The sequence below is a fragment of the Microbacterium galbum genome (assembly GCF_032464915.1).
GTDB classification, from domain to species: domain Bacteria; phylum Actinomycetota; class Actinomycetes; order Actinomycetales; family Microbacteriaceae; genus Microbacterium; species Microbacterium galbum.
On the sequence record NZ_JAWDIS010000002.1, the window covers coordinates 151027 to 174050 of the forward strand.

Here is a 23024-nt window from a genome sequence, read left to right on the forward strand (position 1 = left end):
CCGGTCGATCGGGTAACCCCCGTAGCGGCGGCGAGTTTCGCGACAATCGGCGACACGCCGCACCACCGGCGCTTCCTCCCCAGGCGGCGGATCAGCGGCATCCTCCCCTCTTCCGGGCGGCGGCCCCGCGGGGCTCCCCGACGGTGAAGAGGATGAGGGCATGAGCACAGTCACCAGCACCGAATACGACGGTCCCCTCGGGCCGATCCTGCTGACGTTCATCGACGACGCCCTCGTGCGTCTCGACGTCGCGCACGACGGGATCGACCTCGCCCGCGCCGAGATCTCGCACCGCCTGGGCGTCGTGCCGGAGCCCGACCCGTCGGTCGGCGACGGCCTCGTCGCGCAGCTCGACGAGTATTTCGCCGGCGAACGACGCGCGTTCGAGGTCGCCCTCGACTGGCGCCTCGTGCGCGGATTCACGCGGACGGCGCTCGAGGCGACGCTCGGCATCCCCTACGGAGAAGTGGCGTCGTACGGAGAGGTGGCGCTGATGGCCGACGCTCCGCGCGCCGCGCGGGCGGTCGGCACGGCGTGCGCGTCGAGCCCGTTCTCGATCGTCGTCCCCGTGCATCGGGTGGTGCGCGCCGACGGATCGATCGGCGAGTACGGCGGGCACCCCGAGGTCAAGGAACAGCTGCTCGACCTCGAGAGCAGGGTCGTGCTCGGCGAGAGGCTGCGCGCCGCGGGGTAGGGGGACGCGCCTCTGTGCGGCGCCGGGGCCGCGCGCGACGACGCCCGGCCCCGCCGGAGCGGGACCGGGCGCGGCCGGATCAGTGGTTCGACGCCTTCTCGGCGCCGTACCCGGTGAGGGATCGCACGTCCATCTCGGCCGCCTTGCGGCGGTCTTCGGCGGTGCGCGAGGTGATCGAGCCCAGCCATCCCAGCAGGAAGCCGAGCGGGATCGACACGATGCCGGGGTTGTTCAGCGGCCAGATGGCCACCCCGGTGTTCACGAACACGCTCGTGGGCGTTCCCCAGAAGACCGGCGAGAGGAAGATGAGCACGAGCGCCGAGCCGAGCCCGCCGTACATGCTCCACACCGCGCCGCGGGTGGTGAACTTGCGCCAGAACAGCGAGAACAGGATCGTCGGCAGGTTGGCCGAGGCCGCGACCGCGAACGCGAGGGCGACCAGGAAGGCCACGTTCTGGCCCTGCACGCCGATCCCGCCGAGGATGGCCAGGATGCCGATGACGATGACCGTCCGCCGAGCGACCTTGACCTCGCCGTCGGGCGGCACGTCGCCCTTCTTCACCACGTTGGCGTAGATGTCGTGCGCGAACGACGCGGCCGCGGTGATCGTCAGCCCCGCCACGACCGCCAGGATCGTCGCGAACGCCACCGCCGAGATGAAGCCCAGCAGCAGCGGCCCGCCGAGGGCGAAGGCGAGCAGGGGTGCCGCGGCGTTGACCCCGCCGGGGGCCGCGAGGATCGTGTCCGCCCCGACGAGGGCTCCGGCACCGTACCCGAGCACGAGCGTGAGGATGTAGAACAGTCCGATCAGCCAGATGGCCCAGACCACCGAGCGCCGCGCCTCCTTCGCCGTGGGCACCGTGTAGAAGCGCATGAGCACATGCGGGAGTCCCGCGGTGCCGAGGACGAGTGCGAGGGCGAGCGAGATGAAGTCCCACGGGTTCTTGCCGTACTGCAGTCCCGGGGCGAGGACCGCGTCGCCCTTGGGCGAGGCCGCCACCGCGCTCTCGAGAAGGGTGTTCAGGCTGAAGCCGTTGATCGCGAGCACCCAGACCGTCATCACGACGGCACCGCCGATGAGCAGGAAGGCCTTGACGATCTGCACCCAGGTCGTTCCCTTCATCCCGCCGATCAGCACGTAGACGATCATCAGGATGCCGACCACCGCGACCACGATCGACTGGCCGACCCGCTCGGTGATGCCGAGCAGCAGCGAGACCAGTCCGCCGGCACCCGCCATCTGCGCGAGGAGGTAGAAGAAGCACACCGCGAGCGTCGTGATCGCGGCGGCCATGCGCACGGGGCGCTCCTTGAGGCGGAACGAGAGCACGTCGGCCATCGTGAACTTGCCCGTGTTGCGCATGAGCTCCGCGACGAGCAGCAGGGCCACGAGCCACGCCACGAGGAAGCCGATCGAGTACAGGAACCCGTCGTAGCCGTTGATCGCGATGGCGCCGACGATGCCGAGGAACGACGCCGCCGAGAGGTAGTCGCCGGCGATCGCGAACCCGTTCTGCGGTCCGGTGAACGATCGCCCGGCGGCGTAGTAATCGGCCGCGGTCTTGCTGTTGCGACTGGCCCGGATGACGATGAACAACGTCACGGCCACGAATGCGCCGAAGATCGAGATGTTCAGCACCGGGTTGTTCTCGACCGTCTGGACGGCCGCGTCGAGGGCGGCGAGCACGTCGTTCAAGCGCGTCCCCCCTCAGCCTGCTCGAGCTCGTGACGAAGCTGTTCGGCTCCGGGGTCGAGTTGCCGGTTGGCGTACGCGACGTAGCCCATGGTGATCGCGAACGTGGTCACGAACTGCCCGAGTCCCAGCAGCAGGCCGACGGTGATCGCTCCCGACACCGGCTGGGCCATGAACTCCGGGGCGAACGACGACAGCAGCACGTAGGCGAAATACCAGACGAGGAACACCACCGCGAGCGGGAAGACGAAGCGGCGTTGGCGCCTCTTCAACTCCTGGAACGGGGCGGACTCCTCGACCGCGATGTAATCGACGCCGCCCGTGTGGGCGTCGTCGATGCGACGGTCCGTCATGTGGCCTCCTTGCCTCATGAGTACGGCGCAACGCTGCGCCGTTCGGGGGAAAAGTCCGGGTCGGCTGGCGCTTCCCCGGTGGTAGGGTCGACGCTACGAAACGCGGCGACGAAGCCGTCACCCCCGGAAGTAGGTAGTGCGTGGCTGCACCGTCCACACTTCGAGACGACACGCGACTGGTCTCGCACGCCGTGAGCGAGCTCGCCCGGCGCACGCATTTCCCCGTGGCCTTCGGCGGGCTCGAGCACGACGGGGCGGTGCACGTGTCGACCATCGTCGGCGCCCGCACGCGGAGCATCGAGGGCCTGGTGGTCCATGCGACCCGCGGACTCGGTGGGCGGGCCCTCGTCGAGCGGCGCCCCCGCATGACCCTCGACTACCGCACGTCGCGGTCGATCACGCACGATTACGACCGCGCCATCCTCGGGGAGGGCATCGCCACGCTGTTCGCCGTGCCCGTGCTGGTCGGAGGTGCGGCCCGCGGCGTACTGTACTGCGGCTCCTGGGCGCAATCCCAGGTCGGCGAGGTCGAAGCTCGACCGGCGTTCGATGTGGCGGGCGAGCTCGGCACCGAGCTGCGCGTGCGGGCCGAGGTCGAACGCCGGATGGCGGCTGCGCCGACGCCGGAGGGCGGCCTTAGCGCGGGCGCGCGCGAGGAGATCCGGGAGAGCTACGCGCAGCTGCGGAGCCTGGCCGCGACCGTCGGAGACGACGCCGTGCGCCGACGACTCGAGGACATCGAGGCGCGACTCGCCGCGCTCACCGGCGACAGTCCTGCCACGGGCGCCGAAACGGACGTCCACCTGTCGCGACGCGAGATCGACGTGCTCGCCTGCGCCGCGGTGGGCTCGACGAACGGGGAGATCGCGGCATCCCTCGGTCTGCGTGAGACCACGGTGAAGTCGTACCTGGCCTCGGCGATGTCGAAGCTCGACGCCTCCACCCGACACGCGGCAGTGACACGCGCACGACGGGCCGGGCTCCTCCCCTGACGTCTGGACGACCGGTGGGAAACCCCTGGAAATGGCGGCGAGGAGTTGAGAGCCGCCGCGATTCTCGGCATCGTGGCTGACTCCTGTCGTCGATCAGAGAAGGAGAGTCACCCATGCTGACACTCACCGAAGAGGCCACGACCGCCGTCAAGACCATCACCGCGCAGTTCCCCGACGCCCCGCAGGGCGGCGTGCGCATCGCCGGAGCGGGTTCGCCCGAGTCGCAGTTCGCGCTCTCGGTCGTCGACGCGCCCGAGCCCGCCGACACCGTCGTCGAGAACTCCGGAGCACGGGTCTTCCTCGACACCGACGCCGCCGCGGTGCTCGACGACCGCGTTCTCGACGCGCAGATCGACCCGCAGCAGGGATCGGTGCAGTTCGCCGTGACCACCGCTGCGTGACGCATGTGACACGCTGACGCGTTTCGACGATGCCCCGGCCGGTGTGCCGGGGCATCGTCGTGTGCGGCGGGGGCTTGCGTCCGACGCGGTTCTCGCGCGGCCGCGATCCCCGAGCAGCCTCGCCGTCAGCCGCGGAAGACCACGATCTCGTCTCGTCCCTGGTCGTAGACGAACTGCAAGGACGTGTCCGCGGGCAGATCCGTCGGCTCCCGCTCGGGGGTGTCCTCGGCGAGCAGGATCGTGAAGGTCGCCGGGAACGGGCCCGCCGCACAGGAGGGCAGGAGGAACTGCCCGTCGTACGAGAAGGCATCGTCACCGGTGTCGAGCAGGTCGGGTTGATACACCGTCATGCACCGGGCCGCGCCTTCGCCGGCGCGGAACGAGGGATAGGAGATGACGCGGAAACCCTCGAAGGCTGTATAGGCCTTCACGTTGCCGGTGATCCCGCGGTACAGGGAGCTGGGAATGTCGAACGAAGGGTCCTCCGTGAGCCGGGCGACCTGCGTGGCACCCACCTGGAGGGGATCGGTCTGCACGCGCTGCACGAGCACCAGAGCGGTCAGCAGTGTCGCCACGACGAGCCCGGCCCCGGCGAGCATCACCACCGTGGAACGCCGCAGACGCGGCATCCGCCGGCGGGCCGGGCGGGCCGACTCGCCGTCTTCTCCCCCCGCCTCCGCACCGACGGATGCCGCCTCGGGCTCCGTCTGTTCGCCGTCCGGCGCCGCACGGTCGTCCGCCGCGCCGCCGTCTCTGTCCGCCGCGCGCTGCTCGAGCTCGATCAGGCGCTCCAGCGCCGAAGGGTCGGCGGAGATGTCGGCGCCGGGCGCGTAGGCCCGGCGGCGGAGGGTCGCGAGTTCGTCGTCGTCGTCGATGCGCGGCATGGTCTGATTCAAGCAGGGCGACGACGAGGGATGCGCGACGACGACGCACGCCCTGCGCGCGGCGCGGAGCCGACTGCGCGCGCTGTCCGGCGCCCGGGCGGGGGCGCCGACGTGCGGTTCTCGCGCGGCGTCAGTGACCCGTGAACGACGGTGCGCGCTTGGCCTGGAACGCCGCGAACCCCTCGCGATAGTCGTCGGTGGCCGCGAGGGCCGCCTGGGCGCGGTTCTCGAGCGCCATGGCGTCCCACAGCCCCAGCCGCTCGTCGCGGATCGCCGAGACGATGCGCTTGCTCGCCCGGAAGGCGGCGGTGGGCCCGGCCGCCGCGCGGACGGCGGCGAGGCTCGTGGCATCCTGCACCTCGGCGGCGGGGAGCACGCGCGAGAAGAGGCCCGCCCGCACCGCTTCCTCGCCCGACAGCAGGCGACCGGTGTAGATGAGATCAAGGGTCGCGTGGATGCCGAGCCGCTCGGCGAACAGCGCGTGGCCGCCGGAGTCGAGGGTCGCTCCCAGGGCCGCGAAGGGCGAACCGATCCTGGCGGTGTCGGCGACGTAGACGACGTCGGTGGCGATGAGCAGGCCGAGGCCGACGCCCAGGCACGCGCCGTGGGCGACCGCGAAGGTGGGTGCGGGGAAGGCCGCCATGCGACGCAGCAGCGGCGCCAGCGTCTCGTCCAGGTAACCGCCGACGTCGTCGGTCGACGGGTCGACGCCGGAGATGTCGCGACCGGCGCAGAAGGACGGCCCCTCACCCCGCAGCAGAACGGCGCGGGCGCCGTCCGCCTCAGCGCGGTCGTAGGCCGCGGCCAGGGCGTGCAGATCGTCGAGACCGACGGCATTGCGGCGTGCGGGGGCGTTCAGGACGATCTCGGCGACACCGTCGGCGCCGGTGTACTCGATCATGCGACTCCCCCGCGGGCGCGCCCGGGTGACGGATCGCCTATGGAGATGCGGTGCGGGGTCATGGCATCCTTCGTCATCCGTCGTAGTCGACGCGAACGGCGTCGGAGGTCGGGTGGGACTGGCAGGTCAGCACGTAGCCGCGGGCGATCTCGTCGGGCTCGAGGGCGTAGTTCTCGGTCATCGACACCGCCCCCTCGATCACGCGGGCGCGGCAGGTTCCGCAGACACCGCCGGCGCACGCGAACGGCACGTCGGGCCGCACGCGCAGGGCCGCGGCCAGGATCGTCTCGTTCGCGGCGATCGGGCTCTCCACCGACGCCGACTGGCCGTCGAGGGTGAAGTCGATGCGGCGTACCGGCTCGTCGGCGCGCACGCGCACGGGGCGCGCTCCCCCGGTCTGCGCCGGCGCGTCGCCGTCTCCGGCGGTGAACAGCTCGAAACGCACGCGCTCGCGCGGCACACCGACCTCGGTGAGCGCCTCGCGGCACAGCTCGACGAGGGCGAACGGCCCGCACAGGAACCATTCGTCGACGGATGCCGGATCGATCAGGCGCGACAGGATGAGGCGCAGTCGCTCGTCGTCGATGCGTCCCGAGAACACCGGGGCCGCCCGCTGCTCGCGCGAGAGCACGTGATGCAGCGTGACGCGGGCGGGGTACCGGTCCTTCAGGTCGGCGAGCTCGTCGACGAACATCACGTCGGTCGAGGACCGGTTGGCGTAGACGATCGTCATCCGACTCTCGGTCGAGCGTTCGAGCACATCGGCGGCGAGCGCCATGATGGGGGTGATCCCGGAGCCGGCGGCGATGGCCACGACGTGTCCGGTCGCCGTCGAGGCTCGCGAGACGAAGGTGCCCTGCGGGCTCATCACGTCGATCTCGTCGCCCGGGCGCAGGTCCTCGTGCGCCCAGGTCGAGAACCGGCCGTCGGGGTCGCGCTTGATGCCGACGCTGATCGTCCCGCGCGTCGGAGGTCGGCAGAGCGAGTACGACCGCCGCAGGTCTTCGCCGTCGACGCGCGCTCGAAGGGCGACGTACTGGCCCGCGGCGTAGTCGAAGGCGTCGACGAGCTCGTCGGGGACGGCGAAGGTCACCTCGATCGCGGTCGGAGTGAGGGGGCGGACGTCCGCGACCCGCAGGGTGTGGAACCGGGCACGGGCACGACCCCCGGTCTCGCGCACGGCACCGAGGGTCGGGCTTCCCGCGAACGCCGGGGTCACGGCATCCGCAGCCGTGTCGGTCGTCGTCATCAGAGGGCCTTGAAGTGGTCGAAGGGTTCGAGGCACGCCCGGCACTCCCAGTGCGACTTGCACGAGGTCGACCCGAAGCGCGAGACCTCGCGGGTGTCGAGGGAGCCGCACCGGGGGCACGCGACGCTGAGCTTCACGCGGATGGGGCCCGCGGGAGCCCGGCCGGACGGCGGGGCGATGCCGTACTCGGTGAGCTTGCGTCGTCCCGCGTCGCTCATCCAGTCGGTGGTCCACGCGGGTGTCAGCGTCGTCGAGACGACGACGTCGTCGAAGCCGGCGGAGGTGAGGGCGAGCACGATGTCGTCGCGGATCGCATCGACCGCCGGGCACCCCGAGTAAGTCGGGGTGATCGTGACGGTCACGGTCTCCCCGTCCAGGCGGACGTCGCGCAGCACTCCGAGATCGTCGATCGTGAGCACGGGCACCTCGGGGTCGACGACGGCCGCGACGATCTCGCGAGCACGGTCCCGCGTCGCGGTCACCATGTCGCCCCCGGATGCCGGCGGGCCAGCACCTGCAGCTCGGCCAGTAGCGGCCCGAAGGCGGGGTGATGCCGCCCCCGGCGTCCCCCCGCGGAGGACGAGGCGATCGCGGGGACCGGGACGTCCTCCTCCGCAAGCACCTCCGCGAGCACCTCGTCGACGCGGCCGCGCAGGATGGAGGGGCGCACGGCGATGCCCTCGAGACGGTCGTGCAGCGGCAGATCGCGGAACACCTCGTCGAGGTACGGCCAGGTGTCATCGAGGGCGACGAGGAAGCGGCGACGCGACTCGTCGGTACCGCCGGCGAGACGGAGCGTCCACTGCACGGCGTGATCGCGGTGGTAGTCGACCTCCTTCTCGGCCTTGGCGGCGACGGCGGACAGCACGGGATCGGTGGATGCCGACAGGTCGCGGTACAGCTCGAGGAGGTACGCGGATGCCAGGAGCTGGCGGGCGATCGTGTGCGCGAAGTCGCCGTTCGGAAGCTCGAAGAGCCACGCGCTGCGGAAATCGCGCTCGTCTCGCCAGTATGCGAGATCGTCTTCGCTGCGCCCGTCGTGGCTGCCGGCGTAGCGCAGCAGCGAGCGGGCGTGGCCGAGGAGGTCGAGGGCGATGTTGCCGAGGGCGACGTCCTCCTCCAGCTCGGGGGCACGGGCGACCCAGCCGCAGAGGTTCTGCGCGAGGATGAGCGCGTCGTCGCCCAGGTGCATCGCGTACGCGGCGACGTCGGGATCGGTCGCCCGGTCCTCTCCCCCGGCGAGTTCGGCGGCGAGCTCGCGCGCGTCGAGCGAGACGTCGCCGTGGGTGCCGGTGGGTTCGACGGGCTCAGCCACCGGCGCCGTGGCCCCGGCCTGCGGCGCTGCGGCTCCGGTCACCGGGGCTGCGACCCCAGGTCCCTGAGCCTGTCGAAGGGACCGGTCCCCCTGATCGGTCGAGATGCTCACAGGTGCGGCACCCCCTCGGAGGCGGTGTAGTACACGGCGTGCCGATAGTTCTTGCCCGCCGGGGACTCGAAGAACGCGCCCTTGGCCCCCGGGTCGCTCGTGGTCACGGCATCCGAGGGCACGACCCACACCGAGACGCCCTCGCCGCGCCGGGTGTACAGGTCGCGCGCGTTGCGGACGGCGAGTTCGGCGTCGGGTGCGTGGAGCGAGCCGACGTGCACGTGACTGAGGCCGCGGCCTGCGCGCACGAAGACCTCCCACAGGGGCCAGGTCTCCGCGGGGCTCCCGCCGGGCGTGGCCATCAGGCGGCCGCCGTCGTCTCGGCGCGGGCGGCGCTCTTCTTCGCGGCGTAGGCCGCGGCGGCCTCGCGCACCCAGGCGCCTTCCTCGTGGGCGTCACGGCGGTGCTGGCGGCGCATCGTGTTGAGCGGACCGCGTCCGGCGAGCACCTCGTGGAACTCGGTCCAATCGATCTCGCCCATGCGGTACTCGCCGGTCGCCTCGTCGAACCGCAGCTCGGCGTCGGGCAGCGTCACGCCCAGCACGGCCGCCTGCGGCACGAGCATGGACACGAAGCGCTGACGCAGCTCGTCGTTGCTGAAGCGCTTGATGTTCCACGCCATCGACTGCGCCGAGTTGGGCGAGTCGTCATCGGGGGGTCCGAACATCATCAGGCTCGGCCAGTACCAGCGGTTCACGGCATCCTGAGCCATCTCCCGCTGCTCCTCTGTTCCCTGCATGAGGGTGAGCAGGATCTCGAAACCCTGGCGCTGGTGGAACGACTCCTCTTTGCAGATGCGCACCATCGCGCGACCGTAGGGCCCGTACGAGGCGCGGCACAACGGCACCTGGTTGCAGATCGCGGCGCCGTCGACGAGCCAGCCGATCGCGCCCATGTCGGCCCAGGTGGGGGTCGGGTAGTTGAAGATCGACGAGTACCGCGCCTTCCCGTCGACGAGCTGCTGCGTCATCTCGTCGCGCGTGATGCCGAGGGTCTGCGCCGCGGAGTAGAGGTACAGGCCGTGACCCGCCTCGTCTTGCACCTTCGCGAGCAGGATCGACTTGCGCTTCAGGCTCGGTGCCCGCGTGATCCACGCCCCTTCCGGCTGCATGCCGATGATCTCGGAGTGCGCGTGCTGCGAGATCTGGCGGATCAGCGTGCGGCGGTAGGCGTCCGGCATCCAATCGCGCGGCTCGATGCGGCCGTCGGCCTCGATGAGGGCGTCGAACGTCGCCTCGCCATCGAGGGCGTGGGCGTGGGCGTCCGCGGGGGGTACGGTCATCGTCATCGTCGACTCCTTTTACAGACCGATCGTTCAGTAAAACTGTAGCCGAGGGCGCCCGGGACCGCAATGGGACTGACCTCGCGCGCGGCGGCGTGTGGGCTGCATGCACCCGACCACGACCGGAAGACGGAACCCCATGGCAGACACCGCGATCTTCGACGTCGACGGCACCCTCGTCGACACCAACTACCAGCACGCCCTCGCCTGGTACCGGTCATTCCGCCGCTTCGACATCGTGCTGCCGATCTGGCGCATCCACCGCGCGATCGGCATGGGCGGCGATCAGCTCGTACCCTCCCTCACCGACGACAGGGTCGAACGCGCGCACGGCGACGACCTGCGTGCCGCGTGGGCCGAGGAGTTCGAACCGCTCATCGACGAGGTGCGCCCCTTCGACGGAGCGCACGATCTGCTCCTCGAGGTCAAGAAGCGCGGATTCCAGGTCGTGCTCGCCAGCTCCGGCAAGAGCGACCACGTCGAGCATTTCCTCGACCTCGTCGAGGCGCGCGACATCGCCGACGCATGGACGACCTCCGACGACGTGACCGCCAGCAAACCCGCCCCCGACCTCGTGCAGACGGCCCTCGCCCGCGTGTCCGGCACGGGCGGGATCATGATCGGAGACTCCCCCTGGGATGCCGTGGCGGCCGGCGACGCCGGCGTCGACACGGTCGCGGTGCGCACCGGCGGGTTCTCCGTCGACGAGCTTCACGACGCAGGCGCCGTCCGGGTCTTCGACAGCCTGCGCGATCTCATCGACGGCCTCGACGGCACCCCGCTCGCGCGGCCCGGCGTGTGAGCGGCGACCGCGCGGTCGCCGGCCGAGATCGAGTCGTCGTGGGGAACGCTCAGACCCGGGAGCGTCGCACCTGCGCGAGGTAGCGGTAGACCGTCGGCTCCGACACCTGGAGGGCGGTCGCCACCTGCGCCACCGCGCCCTTCAGCAAGAAGACGCCCGCGCGCTCCAGCTCACCGACCGTCGAGGTCTTCTCCTGCACGCTCATGCGATGAGGCTCGACACCTCGAGCGGCGACGATGCGATCGATGCCGTCCAGGGCCAGCTCGTCGACACTCGCGCTGAGTCGCTCCGCGACGGGCGCGGCGGTGCCGACACCCGGGTCCACCACCGCTTTCGGCACGCCGGTGGTCGCCGTGATGGCCTCGAGGAGATCACGCGCGCGGCGGAGCGGCTCATCGTCGACGTTGACGCAGAGCATGCCGACGACGGCACCCACCCTGTCGCGGATGAAGAACGTGGAAGAGCGGAAGGCGCCGCCCGTCCGCGAGACGGCCAGGTAATTCGCGAGGAAGTCCCGATCGTCGTGCTCGTGATTCTGCAGCACCTTGAGCACGAGATCCGTCGCCGGGCCGCCGACGGAACGGCCGCTCACGTGACCGTTGGTGAGGGCGACGATGGAGCGGCTCACGTCGCTGGTGTCGTGCAGGACCACCTCGGTGCGGGGTCCGAGCAGCTCCGCGAGGAAGTCCATCATCGGCAGATAGGGCGCGAACTCCGGCCGCATCACTCGCGTCTCATCGACGACCGTCCGTCTCATCACCGATCTCCTCCCCCGCCGCGTCTTCCGCATCGACGTGATGGTCAATTTAGATTGCGCGCACGTAACAATTCTGCTTCATCATGATAATATTCTCTTATTATCGCCGCGGAGTCGATAGCTTCCGATGACAACGACGTTTGGAAAGGCCCCCCCCTACATGACCCGTCACGCCCGCACCCTCACCGCCATCGGCGCTCTCGCCGCGAGCGCCGCCCTCACCCTCTCGCTCTCCGCGTGCGGCGGCCCGAGCGCACCCCAGCCCGGTGATGCGCAGACCGACGGCGCCGCATCGTCGATTCCCGACACGTCCGCGCTGCTCGACGGCGTCGGCGCCGACGACGCACTCGTCGCGATGGTCCCGAGCACGATCAGCGACGCCGGACAGCTCGTCGTCGGCTCGAACGTGCAGTCTCCCCCGAACAACTTCTACGCCGCAGACGGTTCCACCGTCGTGGGGTCGGACCACGACCTCATCACCGCGATCGCCAAGAAGCTCGGCCTCGACGTGCAGTACGAGAACCAGGACTTCGGCTCGCTCATCACGAGCCTGCAGTCGGGACGCGTCGACGTCACCATCGCCGCGATGAACGACACAGCCGAGCGTCAGCAGGCCATCGACTTCGTCGATTACCTGACGTCCGGCATCACGATCATGGTGCAGAAGGACAACCCCGCCGGGATCACCGGACCCGACACGCTGTGCGGTCACTCCGTGGCCGTCGTCACAGGCACGAGCCAGCAGGAGTTCGCCGAGTCCACCAGCGCGGACTGCACCGCCGACGGCAAGGAGGCCGTGGAGGTCGTCGTCACCGACAGCGACAGCCAGAACCAGACCCAGCTGCGCACGGGACGGATCGACGCGATCGTCAACGACCTCCCGAGCGCGGTCTACATCTCGCAGACCACTCAGGACGGAAACGCGTTCGAGGTCGTGCCGGGCGACGTCATCGACGGAGCCCCCTACGGCATCGGCGTCACCAAGGACAACGCCGGCCTGCGCGATGCGATGGCCCAGGCGCTCGATGCGCTCATCGACGACGGCACCTACGCCGAGATCCTCGACTCCTGGGGGATCTCCTCCGGCGCCGTGACCGAGGCCGTCGTCAACGGGGGCAAGTGACGGTGTCGATCTCCACATCCCGGCTGGGCGATGGACGCGGTCCGTCGCCCGCCGCGGGCGGGGAACGGCCCCTCCTCCCCCAGGTCCGACTGAAGCACTGGGGGCGGTGGGTCAGCGGAGTCGTCATCGTGCTCCTGCTGGTCGCCCTCATCGCCGCCGCCTCGCAGGGTGACATCTCCTACGGCGACATCCCGTACTACGTGATCTCGCCGATCATCCTTCAAGGTCTCGTCGGCACCATCGTGCTCGCGGTCGTCGCCCAGCTGAGTGCGATCGTCATCGGTGTCGTCATCGCTCTCATGCGCATCTCGAAGAACCCCGTCGCCCAGGCTTTCGCGGCCGGGTACACCTGGTTGTTCCGCGGATTGCCGGTACTGCTGCAGATCCTGCTCTGGTACAACCTCGCGCTGATCTTCCCGCGCCTGCAGGTCGGCATCCCGTTCACCGACGTGCTCTTCGTCGACGTGAGCACGAATGCCGTCATGACCACCTTCATCGCGGCGTTCCTGGGCCTCGCGCTCAACGAGAGCGCGTACATGGCGGAGATCGTCCGCGCGGGCCTCAAGAGCGTCGACCGTGGCCAGATCGAGGCCGCGCAGTCCATCGGCCAGACCCCGATGCAGCGCATGGCGCGGATCGTGCTCCCCCAGGCGATGCGCATCATCATCCCCCCGACCGGCAACGACTTCATCAACATGCTCAAGGGCACGGCCATGGCATCCGTGATCGGGTACGTCGAGCTCATCCGTGCCGCCAACAACATCTCGTCGTTCAACCTGCAGGTCATGGAGACGCTCATCGCCGCGGCCATCTGGTACATGGTGATCGTCAGTGTCGCCAGCGTCGGGCAGTTCTACCTCGAGCGCGCCTTCGACCGTCAGGATCGCCGGCCCGGCGGTCCGCGCAACGCACGCGCCCTTCGCCGGAAGATCGTCGGCGATCTCGGCCGTCCCCCGCTGATGAGGAGCGAGAAATGACCGTCACCCCCGACGCCGCACCTGTTCTCGAAGCGGTGCGCATCACGAAGTCCTACGGACACAATGTGGTGCTGAGCGACGTGTCGCTCACCGTCCGCAGCGGCGAGGTCGTCTGCATCATCGGCCCGTCCGGCGCCGGGAAGTCCACGTTCCTGCGCACGCTGAACCGTCTCGAGGAGCCCGACAGCGGCGAGGTCTGGGTGGGCGGCGAACCCATGGGCTACGAGCTCCGCGACGGCAAACTGCACGAGTTGACGGAGCGCCGCCTGTCGGCGCAGCGCGCGAAGACGGCGATGGTCTTCCAGCACTTCAATCTCTTCCCGCATCTCACGGTGCTCGGCAACGTGATGGAGGGGCCGGTGCGCGTGCAGCGTCGACCGTCGAAAGAGGTGCGGGCGGAGGCCGTCGCGATCCTCGAACGGGTCGGCCTAGGCGAACGGATCGACGCGTATCCGAGCCAGCTGTCGGGCGGTCAGCGGCAACGCGTCGCGATCGCCCGGGCGGTGGCCATGAAGCCGCTGTTCCTGTTGTTCGACGAACCGACCTCGGCCCTGGACCCGGAGCTCGTCGGCGAGGTCCTGACGGTGATGGGCGACCTCGCTCGGGAGGGGATGACGATGCTCGTCGTCACGCACGAGATGGCGTTCGCCCGCGAGGTCGCGGATCGCGTGGTGTTCATGGCCGATGCCGGCATCGTCGAGGAGGGGCCGGTGGAGCAGGTGCTCGGCGACCCTCGCGAGGCGCGGACGCGGCAGTTCCTGCAGCGGGTGCTGGCATGAGCTCGACGGCCTGGGAGAGATACCTCGCAGCGTTCCGCGAACCGAGCGGGTATCTCAACTTCGCCAGCTACGGTCCTCCGTCGCAGGCCGTGGTCGACACGATCGGCGGGCTCGCCCAGGCGGCCGCGGACGGCGAGGCCTCCGCACGGCTGCATGCCGAAGACCGGCGCGCCCTCGCGGCAGTCTCCCGTCTGAGCGGCTTCGCTCCGGATGCCGTGACCCTGACCAGCAGCACCTCCCTCGGGCTGTTCCAGATCGCCTTCGGATTGCCGCCGGGCGAGGTCCTCGTCAGCGCGGCGGAGTTCCCCTCCAACCTGTACGCGTGGTGGCGGTCGGAGGAGGCGGGCCTCACCCGGGTGCGGACCCTGCCTCCCGTCGCCGGAGTCCCCCTGGCCCCGGTCACCGCCGCGCGCGTCGCCGAGGCCGTCACGGCCGATACCGTGGCCGTCGCCGTCAGTGCCGTCGACTTCCGCACCGGAGCCCGTGCGGACCTCGCTGCGCTCCGCGACGCCGTTGGCGACCGGCTTCTCATCGTCGACGGCATCCAGGGGTTCGGCGTCATCGAGGCCGATTGGACGCTGGCGGATGCGCTGGTCGTCGGCGGACAGAAGTGGCTCCGAGCCGGATGGGGAACCGGCTTCCTGGCGCTGTCCCCGCGGGCGCTGGAGCGCCTCCGTCCCCTTCTCGGCGGCTGGACCGGCGTCGAGGAGGCGGGGCTCTACGACGGACGTCCGCACCCGGCTCTTCCCGGAGCGCAACGCCTGTCGATCACCAACGCCTCCCCGTTCAGCTCAGGTGCCCTCGCGACCGCTCTCGAGCTGCTGGAGAGCGTCGGCGTACCGACCGTCGGCCGGCGCATCGCCGACAGGACCGGTCAGTTGTCGACCGCGCTGACGGATGCCGGTTTCCCCGTGCTGTCACCACAGGAGGACGGTGCGCGCGCCGGCATCGTCGTGGCGCACGTCGCCGACCGATCGGCCCCCACGACCGTCGCGCGTCTCGCCGAGCGCGGTGTGACGGCCACCGCGCACGGTTCCGACCGTGTGCGCTTGAGTGTGCACGCCACCACCTCGTCGTCCGCGGTCGACGCCGCCATCGACGCCCTGAAGGGAACCCCATGACCATCATCTCCACCGTGACCTCGCCCGAAGCCCCCGCCGCCATCGGCGCCTACTCGCAGGCCGTCCGCACCGGGGAACTCGTCTTCGTCTCGGGACAGCTGCCCCTCGACCCCGCGACGGGAGAGCTCGTCGGCGCCGACGTGCGCGCCCAGGCCGCGCAGTCGCTGAGCAACGGCGCCGCCATCCTCGCCGCCGCCGGCTCGAGCATGGACCGCGTGGTCAAGACCACGATCCTGCTGACCGACATCGCCGACTTCGCCGCGGTGAACGAGGTCTACGGCGAACGCTTCACCGGCGCGGTGCTGCCCGCTCGTGCGGCCTACCAGGTCGCCGCCCTCCCCCGCGGCGCGAAGGTCGAGATCGAATTCATCGCCGTCTGCGGAGACTGAGGGCCCCGCGGATCAGCGCAGGTCGTAGACCCGCTTGTACTTGCCCTCGCTGCGGGGAAGGACGCCCGGCTCCTCGACGCGCACGTCGACCGTCGTGCCGATGAGCACCTTGATGCGCTGCTGCAGCACGAGGCCGGCGGCTTCGCACACCTCGCGTTCCAGGGCCGGATGCCTCTCGATGCGGACGGTCATGGCATCCATCCGCCCCTCGCGCCGCAGCTCGAGCACGAAGTGGGGCGTGAGGGTCTCGATGCCCATCACGATCTCCTCGATCTGCGTCGGGAAGAGGTTCACGCCGCGCAGGATGATCATGTCGTCGTTGCGGCCGGTGATCTTCTCGATGCGGCGCATCGACGGGAACGCCGTGCCGGGGTGCAGCCGGGTGAGGTCGCGGGTGCGGTAGCGGATGACCGGGAACGCCTCCTTTGTGAGGGAGGTGAAGACGAGCTCGCCGAGCTCGCCGTCGGCGACGGGCTCGCCGGTCTCGCCGTCGATCGTCTCGGGGAGGAAGTGGTCCTCCCACACGTGCGGGCCGTCTTTGGTGAGGGCGCTCTCGGATGCCACGCCCGGGCCCATCACCTCGCTCAGGCCGTAGATGTCGACGGCGACGAGGTCGAGCCGGCGCTCGATCTCGCGTCGCATCTCGTTGGTCCAGGGCTCCGCGCCGAGCACGGCGACCTTGAGCGAGGTGGATCGCGGGTCGACACCCGCGGCCTCCAACGCGTCGGCGATCGTCAAGAGGTAGCTGGGCGTGCAGAGGATGGCATCCGGTTCGAAGTCCTGGATGAGCTGGGCCTGGCGCGCGGTCTGCCCACCCGACATCGGGATGACGGTCGCCCCGAGCCGCTCGATGCCCGCGTGCGCGCCGAGGCCCCCGGTGAACAGGCCGTAGCCGTACGCGTTGTGCACGCGATCGCCCGCGCGGATGCCGGCCGCGCTCAGCGAGCGCGCGACGAGGTCGGCCCAGCGGTCGAGGTCGCCGGCGGTGTATCCGACCACCGTGGGACGCCCGGTCGAGCCGGAGGAGGCGTGGATGCGGCGGACATCCGACATCGGCACGGCGAACATCCCGAAGGGGTAGGTCTCACGGAGGTCGGCCTTCGTCGTGAACGGCAGCAGGCGGATGTCGTCGAGCGAGCGGATGTCGTCGGGGTGCACACCGGCCTCGTCGAACGTCCGGCGGTACAGCGCGACGTTGTCGTACGCGTGGCGCACGGTCCACTGCAGGCGCTCGAGCTGCAGGGCGCGGAGCCTGTCGAGCGGGATGCCGGTGGGATCGACGGATGCCAGGAAGTCCGGGCGCGATGCGGTGGTCAGGGTCATCGGGACACCTCCGTGGTCGTGAGCGCGGCGTTGCGCTGGGGGTCGTTCGCGGGTCGGGGGCCGGAGGCGTCGACAGGCTCAGCCACCGGCGCGTCAGAGCTCACCGCCACGTCAGAGGTCCCTGAGCTCGTCGAAGGGACCGGAACCGGCGGACGCCGGTCCGTCGTGATGCTGCGGCCGCGCACCTCGGCGACGAGGTCGCCCGTCTCATCCGTCACCCGGATGTCGTACAAGCCTGTCCGGCCGCTGCGGGCGCGGCGCGCAGCCGTCGCCGTGAGCGTCTGCCCGGCTGTCGTGGACTTCAAGAACGTGATGTCGGCGCCGCCGGCGACCGTCACGCGCTCGTCCTCGTTGCAGGCGATCGCGAAGGCCGTGTCGGCGAGGGTGAAGACGAGCCCGCCGTGGGTGATGGCGAAGCCGTTCAGCATGTCGTCGCGCACGGTCATCGACACCCGCGATTCTCCGGGCGCGTCGTGTTCGACGACCATGCCGAGCATCGCGGATGCCTGATCGCGCTGCATCATCGGCCGCAGACTCATGCCGGCACCGCCACCGGAGCCCACGTCTTGGCCACGAGCGTGAGCACGTCGTACTGCGCGACGATCTCGTCGTCCTGGTTGCGGATCACGGCATCCCACCGCACCTCGCCGTACTCGTCGGTCTCGCGCGGGGTGATCTGCTTCGCCGTGAGCGACACGCGGATGCGGTCGCCGGGTGAGACGGGGGTGACGAAGCGGAGGTTCTCGAGGCCCGAGTTCGCCAGCACGGGACCCGGCGCGGGGTCGACGAAGAGCCCTGCCGCCCACGACACGAGCAGGTACCCGTGCGCGACGCGTCCCGGGAAGAACGGGTTCGCCGCGGCCGACTCCTCGTCCATGTGCGCGTAGAACGTGTCGCCGGTGAATCTCGCGAACACCTCGATGTCGTCGAGGGTGACCTCTCGCTCGGCCGACTCCACGGCATCCCCGATCCGGAGATCCGAGAGGGGTTTGCGGAACGGGTGCGTCCCCGTGGAGTCGGTCTCGGCTCCCGGATGCCACACCCCGGTGAGCGCGGTCAGCATGCGCGGCGAACCCTGAATCGCGGTGCGCTGCATGGAGTGGAGGACGGAGCGGATGCCGCCGAGCTCCTCGCCGCCACCCGCCCGACCGGGCCCGCCGTGCACGAGGTGCGGCACGGGGGCGCCGTGGCCGGTCGAGGTGCGCGCATCGTCGCGGTCGAGGAAGAGCACGCGGCCGTTCATCGCGCCCATGCGGGTGAGCAGTTCGGTCGCGACGTCGGGGTCGTGGGTGGCGATGCTCGTGACGAGCGAGCCGCCGCCCCGGCCCACGATGGTCGCGGCCTCGGCGACGTCGGCGTATTCGACGATGCTCGCGACCGGCCCGAACGCCTCGATGTCGTTGACGGCCGGGGTCGCGGCATCCGCGAAGGCCAGGAGCATGGGCCGGAGGAACGCCCCCTCTTCGGGTGTGCCCTCGGGCGCCTCGGCCGAGCCGACGACGAACCGCCCTCCTGCCGCCTGGAGCGCCGTCACCTGCCGCAGCACCTCGTCGCGCTGCTCGCGCGAGACGACCGGGCCCATCGTGACGCCCTCGGCGCGCGGGTCGCCGACGACCACGCGCTCGGCGATCTTGTCGCGCAGCGCCTCGGCCACGGCATCCGTCATTCCCGCCGGCACGATCGCGCGGCGGATCGCGGTGCACTTCTGCCCCGCCTTGGTCGTCAGCTCCACGAGCAGCTGCTTCACGTAGGCGTCGAACTCGGGGGTGCCGGGTACCGCGTCGGGGCCGAGGATCGAGGCGTTGATCGAGTCGGTCTCGCTCGTGAACCGCACCCCGGGCCTCGCCTGGGCGCGGAGGCGCTGGGCGGTGGAGGCGCTGCCGGTGAAGCCGACGGTGTCGCCGAGGTCGAGGAGGTCGAACAGGCCCGGGACGCTCCCGCTGATCAGCTGCAGGGCACCCTCGGGCAGGAGGCCGGTCTCGACGACCATCCGCACCCACGCCTCGGCGATGTACGCCGTCGGGGTCGCGGGCTTCACGATCGTCGGGAGCCCGGCGAGGAACGCGGGGGCGAACTTCTCGAGCGCCCCCCACATCGGGAAGTTGAAGGCGTTGATCTGCACCGCGACACCGGGCAGGCGCGTGTACACGTGCCGACCGAGGAAGGAGCCGTCCTTCGACAGCGGCTCGACCGGTCCGTCGAGCACGACCTTTCCGGCGGGGAGTTCGCGACGGGCCTTCGACGAGAAGGTGAAGAGCACGCCGATGCCGCCGTCGACGTCGCTGAGCGAGTCGCGGCGGGTCGAGCCGGAACGCTCCGAGAGGGCGTAGAGCTCTTCGCGGCGGTCGTTCAGCGCGATCGCGAGGTTCTTCAGCACCATCGCGCGCTGGTGGAAGGTGAGGGCGCCGATGCTCTTCTGGCCTTCGCGCCGTGCGTAGGCGACGGCACCCTCGAGGTCGAGCCCGCGCGTGCTGACCCGCACGATCTCCTCCCCCGTCGACGCGTCCCGCACGATCGCCGCGTCGGGGTCGCCGTCCGGCGTCCACCACGCACCCTTCACGTAGCTCGGCAGAAACGTCATCGTTCGCTCCATTCGTAGAATCCGCGGCCGGTCTTGCGACCCAGGTGCCCCTGGGCGACGAGCTCTCGCAGCAGCGCGGGCGGGGTGAAACGCGCGCCGAACGCGCGCTCGAGTTCTTCGGCGATGCCCAGGCGCACGTCGAGCCCGACGATGTCGGTCGTGCGGAGGGGGCCCATCGGATGCCGGTACCCCAGCTCCATCGCCGTGTCGATGTCGTGCGCCGACGCGACGCCTTCTTCGAGCATGCGGATCGCTTCGAGCCCCAGGGCGACGCCCAGGCGGCTGGACGCGAAGCCCGGCGCATCGCGCACGACGACGGCGGTCTTGCCGATGGCCTCGACCCAGTCGGTCGCCGCGCCGACGACCTGCGGTTCGCTGCGCGACCCGGTGACGACCTCGACCAGCGCCGATGCCGGGACGGGGTTGAAGAAGTGCAGGCCGAGGAACCGCTGCGGGCGGCGGAGCGCGGCGGCGAGCGCATCGATCGAGATGGAGGAGGTGTTGGATGCCACGACCGCGTCGTCGTGCACGGCCCCCTCGATCCGCGCGAGGGCGTCGACTTTGAGCGCGCGATCCTCGGGGACGGCCTCGATCACGAGGCCCGCGTCGGCGAACGCGGCGGTGTCGACGCCGGTGGTCAAGGTGTCGGCATCCGGGATCTCGATGCCCTTCTGCGCGGAGCGGGCCAGAGCGGTCTCGACGCGCTCGCGGGCGGCCTCGGCGGCCGCGGCGTCGCGCTCGACGACGTGCACGCGGGCACCGGCGAGCAGGAACGCGTGCGCGATCCCGGCTCCCATGCGGCCCCCGCCGAGCACGCCGACGCTGGTGGGCACGGACGCGGGGACCCGGTCGGTCGAGGGGCGCGGCGCGGCGGCGGTTCCGGCGAGGGCGTGGGCTGGAGACGTGGTCTCGGGGAGGGTCACTTCTTCTTCCTCTCGAGGAACGCGGTCATGCGCGCGCGCTTGTCGGCGCTGTCGAACAGCTCGGCCTGGAGTTCGCCGTCGATGGCGGGGTGCTCCGCGCGGGGCGCGAGCAGGGCGCGCTTGGTGAGGATGGTCGCGCGCGCGGAATTCGCGGCGATGCGGTCGGCGATCGCGTGGGCGGCGTCCAGCAGCGCGTCGGGCTCGTGCACGCTCGACAGCAGTCCCCACGCGAGGGCCTCGTCGGCGTCGATCACCCGCGCCGTCAGCAGAAGCTCGCTCGCGCGGGCGTGGCCGACGATCTCGGGCAGCCGCCACGACGCTCCGGCCGCGGCGATGATGCCGAGCCCCGGCTCGGGGTTGCCGAATCGCACACGCGGGGTGCCGATGCGGATGTCGGCCGCATAGGCGAGCTCGGCTCCCCCGCCGAGCGCGAAGCCGTCGACGGCCGCGATCACGGGCATCGGCAGGCGGCGGATGCGATCGAACGCGGTCGCATTGATCCCGCGGCGCGCGTCGTCGCCGGTGCGTTCGCGCAACTGCGCGATGTCGGCCCCGGCGGCGAAGATCCCCCCGGCGCCGGTGATGATGAGCGTGCGCGGGCGCTCCTCCAGCTCCTCACAGAGGGCGTGGAATTCGTCGATCATCGCCTGGTCGATCGCGTTGCGGCGCTCCGGCCGGTCGAGGGTGGCGACGACGCGATCGGCGCGGTCGTCGATGCGGATGCGCGGTGTCGAGCCCGTCGCCCCGGTGGCTGAGCTCGTCGAAGCCCCCGGCCCCAGGTCTCCGCCGGCCCGGGTCCCTTCGACAGGCTCAGGGACCTGCGCTGGCGCATCGACCTGGGCCGAGGTTGCCGGCGTGTGCGTCTCAGCCATCGACCCGCTCCACGATCATCGCCGTGCCCTGCCCGACGCCGACGCACATGGTCGCCAGGCCGTAGCGCGCGTCCTCGCGCTCGAGCCGACCGAGCAGCGTCACGAGAAGCCGCGAGCCGCTCGACCCCAGCGGATGTCCGAGAGCGATCGCCCCGCCGTCGGCGTTGACGATCTCGGGGTCGAGCCCCAGCCGACGCATGCACGCGAGCGACTGCGACGCGAACGCCTCGTTGAGTTCGACCGCCCCCAGATCGGATGCCGACAGCCCTGCCTTCGCGAGAGCCTTCTCGGTCGCGGGCACGGGGCCGAGCCCCATGATCTCCGGCGCGAGACCGGCGGAGGCGTGGGCGACGATCCGCGCGCGGGGGCGCAGGCCGTAGCGTTCGACCGCGTCGGCGCTGGCGACGACGATCGCGGAGGCTCCGTCGTTGAGCGAGCTGGAGTTGCCCGCCGTCACGACCTCCCCGCCCTTCACGACGGGTCGGAGCCCGGCGAGCGCATCGAGCGAGGTGTCACGCCGCGGTCCTTCGTCGGTGTCGATGAGGCCCCGACCGGTGTCGACGGCGACGATCTCGTCGCGGAAGTGCCCGGCATCCTGCGCCCGCACCGCCCGCTCGTGACTCCGCAGCGCGAACGCGTCGGCGTCGGCGCGCGAGATGCCGTCGACGCGCGCGACCTCCTCGGCCGTCTCGGGCATGGTGAACGTCGCTTTGTCGCGCGCGGCGAGACGCGGGTTGGTGAAGCGCCAGCCGATCGAGGTGTCGAAAGCGTCGCCCGGCTTCGCCCATGCTTTCGAGGGCTTCGCCTGCACCCAGGGCGCGCGCGTCATCGACTCCACCCCGCCCGCAACGACGATGTCGGCGTCGCCCGCCCGCACGGCCTGGGCGGCGAGCGCGATCGCGCTCATCCCCGAGGCGCAGAGGCGGTTCACGGTGAGGCCGGGGATGGCATCCGGGAGGCCTGCGAGCAGCACGGCCATGCGCGCGACGTTGCGGTTGTCCTCGCCGGCCTGGTTCGCCGCGCCGAGGATCACCTCGTCGATCGCCTCGGCGGGAACACCCGCGCGGGTCACGGCCTCACCGACCACGAGGGCCGCGAGATCGTCGGGACGAACGGATGCCAACGACCCGCCGTACCGCCCGACCGGGGTGCGCGCACCGCCGATGAGAAACGCCTGCGACATCGCCATCCTCTCCCCCGCCGGCTCTGGCGGGGTCGCGTCCACCTCGACTGCGAGGTTTTCCGACCGATCGTTCAGTAATAATGCCATGCGGCGGACGCGGGGGCAACGGGGCGACTGAGGTCGAGGGCGAGGGCGGGGGGCGAGGGCACGGCCTCGACCACTACGCGAGAGAGACGACGGCCTCGACCTCGACGCGAGCGACGCGGGCGAGGCCCAAGCGATGTCGCAGACGCCGCGGATGGCCCCGGGGCCACCTGCGGGCACACGTCGTACGGCCAGTCGAGAGGGACGCCGGAACGAGGGGCGCGCGCCCGGAGAG

The 23024-nt window shown here is 70.9% G+C and carries 25 protein-coding genes; 9 read left to right on the forward strand and 16 right to left on the reverse strand.

Translation table 11 applies throughout. The features are described from left to right. Positions 1–160: 160 nt before the first annotated feature. Positions 161–694, forward strand: a complete 534-nt coding sequence (locus tag RWH45_RS09850) for a methylated-DNA--[protein]-cysteine S-methyltransferase (RefSeq protein ID WP_315994733.1) — start codon at positions 161–163, stop codon at positions 692–694. 79 nt (positions 695–773) lie between these two features. Here RWH45_RS09850 and RWH45_RS09855 read toward each other — a convergent pair whose 3' ends face one another. Continuing rightward, on the reverse strand, positions 774–2390 hold the full coding sequence (locus RWH45_RS09855; RefSeq protein WP_315994734.1) for a monocarboxylic acid transporter: 1617 nt from the start codon (positions 2388–2390) through the stop codon (positions 774–776). Next, positions 2387–2740: a DUF485 domain-containing protein gene (locus tag RWH45_RS09860; RefSeq protein ID WP_315994735.1), complete on the reverse strand. Its 354-nt coding sequence runs from the start codon at positions 2738–2740 to the stop codon at positions 2387–2389. The genes RWH45_RS09855 and RWH45_RS09860 overlap by 4 nt, the downstream gene beginning before the upstream one ends. Before the next feature lie 140 nt (positions 2741–2880). Here RWH45_RS09860 and RWH45_RS09865 point away from each other — a divergent pair, with 140 nt between their 5' ends. Then, positions 2881–3732, forward strand: coding sequence for a helix-turn-helix transcriptional regulator (locus RWH45_RS09865; RefSeq protein ID WP_315994736.1), 852 nt, complete (start codon positions 2881–2883; stop codon positions 3730–3732). Positions 3733–3845: 113 nt separating this feature from the next. After that, positions 3846–4133, forward strand: a complete 288-nt coding sequence (locus RWH45_RS09870; RefSeq protein ID WP_315994737.1) for a Fe-S cluster assembly protein HesB — start codon at positions 3846–3848, stop codon at positions 4131–4133. A gap of 125 nt (positions 4134–4258) precedes the next feature. Here the strand turns inward: RWH45_RS09870 and RWH45_RS09875 are convergent, their stop codons facing one another. The 7 genes from RWH45_RS09875 to paaA all read right to left on the reverse strand — a co-directional run bounded on the left by RWH45_RS09875 (position 4259) and on the right by paaA (position 9881). Next, a complete protein-coding gene (locus RWH45_RS09875) occupies positions 4259–5017 on the reverse strand; it encodes a hypothetical protein (RefSeq protein ID WP_315994738.1) in 759 nt (252 codons plus the stop codon). Positions 5018–5147: 130 nt separating this feature from the next. After that, positions 5148–5918: an enoyl-CoA hydratase/isomerase family protein gene (locus RWH45_RS09880; protein WP_315994739.1), complete on the reverse strand. Its 771-nt coding sequence runs from the start codon at positions 5916–5918 to the stop codon at positions 5148–5150. 73 nt (positions 5919–5991) lie between these two features. After that, positions 5992–7167 (reverse strand): 1,2-phenylacetyl-CoA epoxidase subunit PaaE, encoded by a 1176-nt coding sequence (paaE, locus tag RWH45_RS09885; protein WP_315994740.1) that lies wholly within the window; start codon positions 7165–7167, stop codon positions 5992–5994. Next, positions 7167–7652 (reverse strand): 1,2-phenylacetyl-CoA epoxidase subunit PaaD, encoded by a 486-nt coding sequence (gene paaD, locus RWH45_RS09890; protein WP_315994741.1) that lies wholly within the window; start codon positions 7650–7652, stop codon positions 7167–7169. The genes paaE and paaD overlap by 1 nt, the downstream gene beginning before the upstream one ends. Further along, complete coding sequence (gene paaC / locus RWH45_RS09895; RefSeq protein WP_315995262.1) at positions 7646–8482, reverse strand: 1,2-phenylacetyl-CoA epoxidase subunit PaaC; 837 nt, start codon at positions 8480–8482, stop codon at positions 7646–7648. The genes paaD and paaC overlap by 7 nt, the downstream gene beginning before the upstream one ends. A gap of 107 nt (positions 8483–8589) precedes the next feature. Further along, positions 8590–8895 (reverse strand): 1,2-phenylacetyl-CoA epoxidase subunit PaaB, encoded by a 306-nt coding sequence (paaB, locus tag RWH45_RS09900; RefSeq protein WP_315994742.1) that lies wholly within the window; start codon positions 8893–8895, stop codon positions 8590–8592. After that, positions 8895–9881 (reverse strand): 1,2-phenylacetyl-CoA epoxidase subunit PaaA, encoded by a 987-nt coding sequence (gene paaA / locus RWH45_RS09905; RefSeq protein WP_315994743.1) that lies wholly within the window; start codon positions 9879–9881, stop codon positions 8895–8897. The genes paaB and paaA overlap by 1 nt, the downstream gene beginning before the upstream one ends. 133 nt (positions 9882–10014) lie before the next feature. On the opposite strand from paaA, the gene RWH45_RS09910 reads away from it, so the two are divergent. Continuing rightward, positions 10015–10677: an HAD family hydrolase gene (locus RWH45_RS09910; protein WP_315994744.1), complete on the forward strand. Its 663-nt coding sequence runs from the start codon at positions 10015–10017 to the stop codon at positions 10675–10677. 49 nt (positions 10678–10726) lie between these two features. Here RWH45_RS09910 and RWH45_RS09915 read toward each other — a convergent pair whose 3' ends face one another. Continuing rightward, positions 10727–11434, reverse strand: a complete 708-nt coding sequence (locus RWH45_RS09915; RefSeq protein WP_315994745.1) for a helix-turn-helix transcriptional regulator — start codon at positions 11432–11434, stop codon at positions 10727–10729. Positions 11435–11594: 160 nt separating this feature from the next. On the opposite strand from RWH45_RS09915, the gene RWH45_RS09920 reads away from it, so the two are divergent. From RWH45_RS09920 to RWH45_RS09940, 5 genes are read left to right on the forward strand one after another with little or no spacing between them, the layout of a single operon-like run. Continuing rightward, complete coding sequence (locus RWH45_RS09920) at positions 11595–12557, forward strand: ABC transporter substrate-binding protein (RefSeq protein ID WP_315994746.1); 963 nt, start codon at positions 11595–11597, stop codon at positions 12555–12557. Between the two features lie 2 nt (positions 12558–12559). After that, a complete protein-coding gene (locus tag RWH45_RS09925) occupies positions 12560–13534 on the forward strand; it encodes an amino acid ABC transporter permease (RefSeq protein ID WP_315994747.1) in 975 nt (324 codons plus the stop codon). After that, complete coding sequence (locus tag RWH45_RS09930; protein ID WP_315994748.1) at positions 13531–14313, forward strand: amino acid ABC transporter ATP-binding protein; 783 nt, start codon at positions 13531–13533, stop codon at positions 14311–14313. The genes RWH45_RS09925 and RWH45_RS09930 overlap by 4 nt, the downstream gene beginning before the upstream one ends. After that, positions 14310–15434 carry an aminotransferase class V-fold PLP-dependent enzyme gene (locus RWH45_RS09935; protein WP_315994749.1) on the forward strand — a complete coding sequence of 375 codons (1125 nt, stop codon included), beginning with the start codon at positions 14310–14312 and terminating at the stop codon, positions 15432–15434. Before RWH45_RS09930 ends, RWH45_RS09935 begins: the two co-directional genes overlap by 4 nt. Further along, entirely contained in the window at positions 15431–15823 is a 393-nt protein-coding gene (locus tag RWH45_RS09940; protein ID WP_315994750.1) for a RidA family protein, read from the forward strand. Before RWH45_RS09935 ends, RWH45_RS09940 begins: the two co-directional genes overlap by 4 nt. A 12-nt stretch (positions 15824–15835) precedes the next feature. On the opposite strand, the gene paaK is transcribed toward RWH45_RS09940, so the two are convergent. Genes paaK through RWH45_RS09970 form a run of 6 tightly spaced genes read right to left on the reverse strand, consistent with a single transcriptional unit; the run spans position 15836 to position 22705 of the window. Further along, positions 15836–17146, reverse strand: coding sequence for a phenylacetate--CoA ligase PaaK (gene paaK / locus RWH45_RS09945; protein WP_315994751.1), 1311 nt, complete (start codon positions 17144–17146; stop codon positions 15836–15838). After that, positions 17143–17685 (reverse strand): hydroxyphenylacetyl-CoA thioesterase PaaI, encoded by a 543-nt coding sequence (gene paaI, locus RWH45_RS09950; protein ID WP_315994752.1) that lies wholly within the window; start codon positions 17683–17685, stop codon positions 17143–17145. The genes paaK and paaI overlap by 4 nt, the downstream gene beginning before the upstream one ends. Further along, the gene (gene paaZ / locus RWH45_RS09955; RefSeq protein ID WP_315994753.1) at positions 17682–19727 is read right to left on the reverse strand and encodes a phenylacetic acid degradation bifunctional protein PaaZ; all 2046 of its coding nucleotides are present in this window, start codon (positions 19725–19727) and stop codon (positions 17682–17684) included. The genes paaI and paaZ overlap by 4 nt, the downstream gene beginning before the upstream one ends. Beyond that, the gene (locus RWH45_RS09960; RefSeq protein WP_315994754.1) at positions 19724–20650 is read right to left on the reverse strand and encodes a 3-hydroxyacyl-CoA dehydrogenase family protein; all 927 of its coding nucleotides are present in this window, start codon (positions 20648–20650) and stop codon (positions 19724–19726) included. The genes paaZ and RWH45_RS09960 overlap by 4 nt, the downstream gene beginning before the upstream one ends. Beyond that, on the reverse strand, positions 20647–21522 hold the full coding sequence (locus RWH45_RS09965) for an enoyl-CoA hydratase/isomerase family protein (RefSeq protein ID WP_315994755.1): 876 nt from the start codon (positions 21520–21522) through the stop codon (positions 20647–20649). Before RWH45_RS09965 ends, RWH45_RS09960 begins: the two co-directional genes overlap by 4 nt. Then, a complete protein-coding gene (locus RWH45_RS09970; protein ID WP_315994756.1) occupies positions 21515–22705 on the reverse strand; it encodes a thiolase family protein in 1191 nt (396 codons plus the stop codon). The genes RWH45_RS09965 and RWH45_RS09970 overlap by 8 nt, the downstream gene beginning before the upstream one ends. Positions 22706–23024 lie beyond the last annotated feature (319 nt).